The sequence below is a fragment of the uncultured Agathobaculum sp. genome, from assembly GCF_963927765.1.
Lineage (GTDB): Bacteria > Bacillota > Clostridia > Oscillospirales > Butyricicoccaceae > Agathobaculum.
The window spans coordinates 1-5062 of record NZ_CAWVCU010000013.1 but is presented as its reverse complement, the minus strand read 5'-3'; the positions used below and the strand labels follow the sequence as shown (position 1 = coordinate 5062).

The following is a 5062-nucleotide window of genomic DNA, read 5'->3' as shown; positions in this document are numbered from 1 at the left end:
TGGGAGGTGGTGGATTCGAACCACCGAAGTCATAGACGACAGATTTACAGTCTGTTCCCTTTGGCCACTCGGGAAACCTCCCATATGGAATTGTTAATCCTGCAAAGAACAGGTGGAGCTGGTGGACGGACTTGAACCCCCGACCTGCTGATTACAAATCAGCTGCTCTACCAACTGAGCTACACCAGCGTTTCGCAAGTCTTGTCTGTCTCAGCGACTTGTATATAATAGCATACTGTTTCCAACCTGTCAATACTTTTTTCGATTTTTATTTTCCGTTTTTATTTTCCGTTTTTTATTTTCCGATTTTTATATTTTTTCCGAAGGCGTCAATGGAGTCCGAAACCTGCTGCAAAATCGTCAGGAATGCGCCGGACAATTCCGGATAGCGTTTGCTGATTTCATTGGGCGAAATCGAAACGCCATGCAGCATTTCCTGCTCCAAACCGAAACCGCCCTCTCCCTTTGCTGCTGTGCGGATGCGAAGCTCATGCTCCTTCATGCGCGCATCGCAAAGATATTCAAACTGCTCCCGTGATGTGCGAAACACCGCCTCCACATTGGTCGGGTCTGCCATATACAGATAACGGTATACTTTATAGATCACAACCGACAGATACGCTTCCACCTCATGCGGAAGCTGCTTGCTTCCCATCTGCTCAGTCAGATCCATCAGCAGCGAAACCGCACGCACCACCTGATTTTTCTCCCAGCCTGTATGTATCTGTACATCCATGCGCTCTGCCGGTACTGCGGAGCCATCCCGCGCCATCGACCTGCCCAGCAAATAATCGCAGGACACCCCATAATAATCCGCGGCACGCACTACAAACGGCAAGCCCGGCTCGCGCAAGCCATTTTCGTAATGGCTCAGAAGCGCCTGCGACACCCCAAGGTCGCCCGCAGCGGTTCGTTGGCTTATTTTCTTTTCCCGTCGCAACAGCGCGAGTGTACGAGAAAAATCACTGGTCATATCTCTGCTACCCCATCATAAAACTATATCTATTATACAGCGTGTAATCGCACTTGTAAAGAACGAAAAAGTTGCGTTTCCATCGTTTTTTTTGCAAATAAAGCCCCCTACCCTGCCATTACATGATTTGGTTGCCAGTTTTGAATTTTATAACTATATATGGTGGTCAGACATTTTTTCATGTTAAAAAACAGGGATCTTCTCCATCTGAAAATGCACTTTGTTTTCGCTTGACGCATATGCTGACGACCGATATAATAAAAAAGAACGAAAAAAAGCATGGTGCGGCGGCTTGGTCTGCTGCACCATATATGTTTCTATGAAAAGGAGCTTTCCCATGACAATCGAACAAATTTTGAAAATGCGTCAGGAAGCCAGCGGCCTGAACAAGCTGATGCATATGCGTGTCATCACGCTAGACAAGGACGGCGGCGCAACTGTTGAGCTGGATCTGACGGAAGAGCTGCTCAACCCGCTCGGCTTGGCGCACGGCGGTACTATTTTTACGCTGTGCGACATTGCCGCAGGCTCCGCCGCTGCCTCTCACGGACTGGTTGCTGTGACGCTGGACAGCAATATCCATTACTATCGTCCCTGCCGTCTTGGCAAAACACTGACCGCCGTTGCCTACGAACGCAAACGCGGCAAGAAAACCGCAGTTTACATGGTGGAAGTACATGACGACGAGCACAGGCATATTGCGGACGCTGTTTTCACCATGTTTTACACCGGCCAGACCCTTGAGGACATGCAGCATTGAGCGGCGTCACCTCTGCAATTGTCCCCCCACTTCTGAACTGGTATGACCAAGGGCATCGCGACCTGCCATGGCGTGCATATCCCACACCCTACCGTGTGTGGGTCAGCGAGATCATGCTCCAGCAAACACGCGTACAAGCTGTACTCGGGTATTTCACCCGTTGGATGGAAGCGCTGCCCGATGTGCGCGCACTCGCGGAAGCAGACGAGTCAGTTTATCTGAAACTGTGGGAGGGACTTGGCTACTACAGCCGCGTGCGCAACCTGCACCGCGCAGCCGTTGAAGTTTGTGAAAAATACGGCGGCGAATTGCCCGCCGATTATGATGCGCTGCTCTCGCTGCCCGGCATTGGAGATTATACCGCTGGAGCCATCGCGTCCATTGCCTGCGGCATTCCCGTTCCCGCGGTGGACGGCAACGTGCTGCGCGTTGCAGCGCGGCTGGACAATGACTTCACCCCCATTACCGACATGGCATTCAAAAAGCGTACACGCGCGCGGTTTGCCGACCTGATGCCTGCCGAACGGCCGGGCGACCTCAACCAGTCTCTGATGGAGCTGGGCGCCATGGTCTGCCTGCCCAATGGAGCGCCGCTGTGCGGTGACTGCCCCGTGCAACACCTATGTCTGGGTTACCACCACGGAAACGCCGCCCTCCTGCCCTTGCGCGCAGCCAAAAAAGCGCGCCGCATCGAAAACCGCACGGTTCTGCTGCTGCGTCACGGCTCGCTTGTCGGGCTAACACGGCGGCCTGCCTCCGGCCTGCTTGCCGGGCTGTGGGAGCTGCCTGCACTGGAAGGCCACCTCTCCCCGGATGAAACGCGTCAGGCACTCGCCGCGCGTGGTTGGCAGGTATCCAGCCTACTGTCCCTGCGCCCTGCCAAGCATGTATTCACCCATGTGGAATGGCACATGAACGGGTATTATATCGAATTGGCAAACCAGCCGGAAGAATTGACCTTTGTCAGCCCATCCGCTCTGCGCGCGGAGTATGCGCTGCCCAGTGCGTTCCGCGCCTTTCTTTCTGTCATTGAGGAGGAAACATGAATCTGCAAACCGTTGTCCATACCATCCCGCCGCTGTATGACAGCCATTCGCGGGTGTTGCTGCTCGGCTCGATTCCGAGCCCCAAATCGCGCGAGGCGGGCTTCTTTTACGCACACCCACAAAACCGCTTCTGGCGCGTGCTGGCGGCTGTGCTGGGCGAAGAGGTGCCGCAGACGATCGAAGAAAAGCGCGCGATGTGCTTAAAGCATCATGTTGCGCTGTGGGACACGATCGCCCGCTGCGATATCGCAGGCGCATCGGATACCAGCATCCGAAACGCCGTTCCCAACGACATCGGCAAGCTGGTGCGGGAAAGCGAAATCACCCGCATTTTTGCAACCGGCGGCAAATCCGCCGAGCTGTATCGCAAGCTCATCGAACCACAGCTGCATATCCCGATCATGCAGCTTCCCTCCACCAGCCCGGCGAACGCCGCTTGGTCGCTCGAACGGCTGATTGAGGCCTATCGTGTGATCTTATAGAAAGAGGGCGTATTACCAACGAGCAAAGAACTATTCCCCAATGCCGCACTGAAAAAACTGATCTGGCCGCTGGTGCTGGAGCAGGTGCTTTCCATCACGGTTGGCCTTGCCGACACCATTATGGTATCCGCAGTAGGCGAAGCAGCGGTATCCGGTGTGTCGCTGGTCGACATGCTCAATGTACTGATTATCAATATCTTTGCCGCGCTTGCAACCGGCGGCGCGGTGGTTGTCGCGCAGCTGCTGGGCGCGCGTCAGAACCGGCGCGCGTGCAATGCGGCACGGCAGCTGTATTTTGTTGTCGCCTGCATCTCCATCACGCTCAGCGTGATTGTCATGCTGATACGCGCTCCCTTGCTGCGGCTGCTGTTCGGCTCGATTGAGCCGGACGTAATGGACAGCGCGCTCACCTATCTCACGGTCAGTGTGTTCTCCTACCCGGTGCTGGCGATTTACAACGCAGGCGCCGCACTCTTCCGCGCGCAGGGCAACTCCCGCGTATCCATGCTGATCGCAGGGCTCATTAACATTGTCAACCTGATTGGCAATGCACTGCTGATTTTTGTGCTCGACTGGGGCGTTGCAGGCGCAGCCTTGTCCTCGGTCATCTCCCGCGGCGCGGCAGCAGTGGTCATCACAGCCCTGCTGTTTCAGCCCGAACATATTGTCAGTCTGCGGCGCGGCGGCCATTTACGTCCGGACGGTGCGCTCATCCGCCGTATTTTACAGATCGGCGTGCCGAACGGACTGGAAAACAGCCTGTTTCAGCTGGGACGCATTCTGGTTGTCAGCATGATTGCCCTGTTCGGCACAACGCAAATCGCTGCCAACGCAGTCGCCAATAATCTGGACGCGGTGGCCTGCATTCCAGGACAGGCAATGAACCTTGCAATCATCACGGTCGTCGGTCAGTGTATCGGTGCAGGCGATATCGAGCAGGCACGCCGCATGGCAAAAAAGCTGCTCAAAGTCACCTATCTGATCCTCGCCAGCTGCTGTTTGGCAACCATTTTGGTTATGCCACTGGTGCTGCAAGTATACAGCCTGTCCCCTGAAGCGCTTACGCTTGGAAGAACACTTGTCCTGATCCATAACTGCAGCGCGATGCTGATCTGGCCGCTGTCGTTCACCATGCCGAACGTGCTGCGCGCCGCCAACGATGTGCGCTATCCCATGGTATGCTCCATTGCATCCATGATGCTGCTGCGGCTTGGCAGCGGCTATGTATTGGCTGTGATGTTCCAAATGGGCGCGATCGGCATCTGGATCGCTATGGTTGCCGACTGGCTTTGCCGCGCCATTCTGTTTACATTGCGCTTTGCCAGCGGACGCTGGCTGCGTACTGCCAAAATGTAAAACAAGAGAGCTGTCATAAGACAGCTCTCTTGTTTTTAGTATTTATCCCCGTATGCCTCGCTGCATGCACAAGGCAACATTGCCTCTTCCGTTCCTACTTCCTGTTGCTGAATCTTCTCATATCCTTGATTCGGATTGCATTGAATCTTAAAGCGCGATACCAGCTGACGCATAACCGTCGCCTGGCTGGCCAACTCTTCACTGGCTGCGGCGCTTTGCTCCGCAGTCGCAGAGTTAGTCTGTACCACAGCGGAAATCTGATCCACACCAATCGAGGTCTGCTTGATCGTTTCATCCTGATGCTTGGAATTGACCGCAACTCGCTTTGCCTGATCGGTCAGCTTTGCAATGATACCGTTTACGCGTTCGAGAGAACCTGCCGTATCCTGCGCCACCGTCTTACCGTTTTCCACCGCGCGCAGCGATTGAGAAATCAGTTCCGCCG

The 5062-nt window shown here is 54.9% G+C and carries 5 protein-coding genes, 2 tRNA genes and 1 pseudogene; 4 read left to right on the top strand and 4 right to left on the bottom strand.

Going from position 1 to position 5062, the window contains the following annotated elements; all coding sequences use genetic code 11:
* The 3 genes from ABGT74_RS00740 to ABGT74_RS00730 form a co-directional block, all read right to left on the bottom strand.
* A tRNA-Tyr gene (locus ABGT74_RS00740) sits at positions 1 to 82 on the bottom strand.
* Between the two features lie 31 nt (positions 83 to 113).
* A tRNA-Thr gene (locus ABGT74_RS00735) sits at positions 114 to 189 on the bottom strand.
* Between the two features lie 106 nt (positions 190 to 295).
* Positions 296 to 973: a helix-turn-helix transcriptional regulator gene (locus ABGT74_RS00730; RefSeq protein ID WP_297283885.1), complete on the bottom strand. Its 678-nt coding sequence runs from the start codon at positions 971 to 973 to the stop codon at positions 296 to 298.
* A gap of 337 nt (positions 974 to 1310) precedes the next feature.
* On the opposite strand from ABGT74_RS00730, the gene ABGT74_RS00725 reads away from it, so the two are divergent.
* The 4 genes from ABGT74_RS00725 (at position 1311) to ABGT74_RS00710 (ending at position 4617) form a co-directional block, all read left to right on the top strand.
* Positions 1311 to 1733, top strand: coding sequence for a PaaI family thioesterase (locus ABGT74_RS00725; protein ID WP_346704062.1), 423 nt, complete (start codon positions 1311 to 1313; stop codon positions 1731 to 1733).
* Entirely contained in the window at positions 1730 to 2779 is a 1050-nt protein-coding gene (gene mutY / locus ABGT74_RS00720) for an A/G-specific adenine glycosylase (protein WP_346704061.1), read from the top strand. The genes ABGT74_RS00725 and mutY overlap by 4 nt, the downstream gene beginning before the upstream one ends.
* A complete protein-coding gene (locus ABGT74_RS00715; RefSeq protein ID WP_346704060.1) occupies positions 2776 to 3261 on the top strand; it encodes a DNA-deoxyinosine glycosylase in 486 nt (161 codons plus the stop codon). Before mutY ends, ABGT74_RS00715 begins: the two co-directional genes overlap by 4 nt.
* A 72-nt stretch (positions 3262 to 3333) precedes the next feature.
* Positions 3334 to 4617 carry an MATE family efflux transporter gene (locus ABGT74_RS00710; protein ID WP_346704059.1) on the top strand — a complete coding sequence of 428 codons (1284 nt, stop codon included), beginning with the start codon at positions 3334 to 3336 and terminating at the stop codon, positions 4615 to 4617.
* Between the two features lie 35 nt (positions 4618 to 4652).
* Here ABGT74_RS00710 and ABGT74_RS00705 read toward each other — a convergent pair.
* Positions 4653 to 5062 (bottom strand): annotated as a pseudogene (locus tag ABGT74_RS00705) (hypothetical protein); the annotation flags it as partial.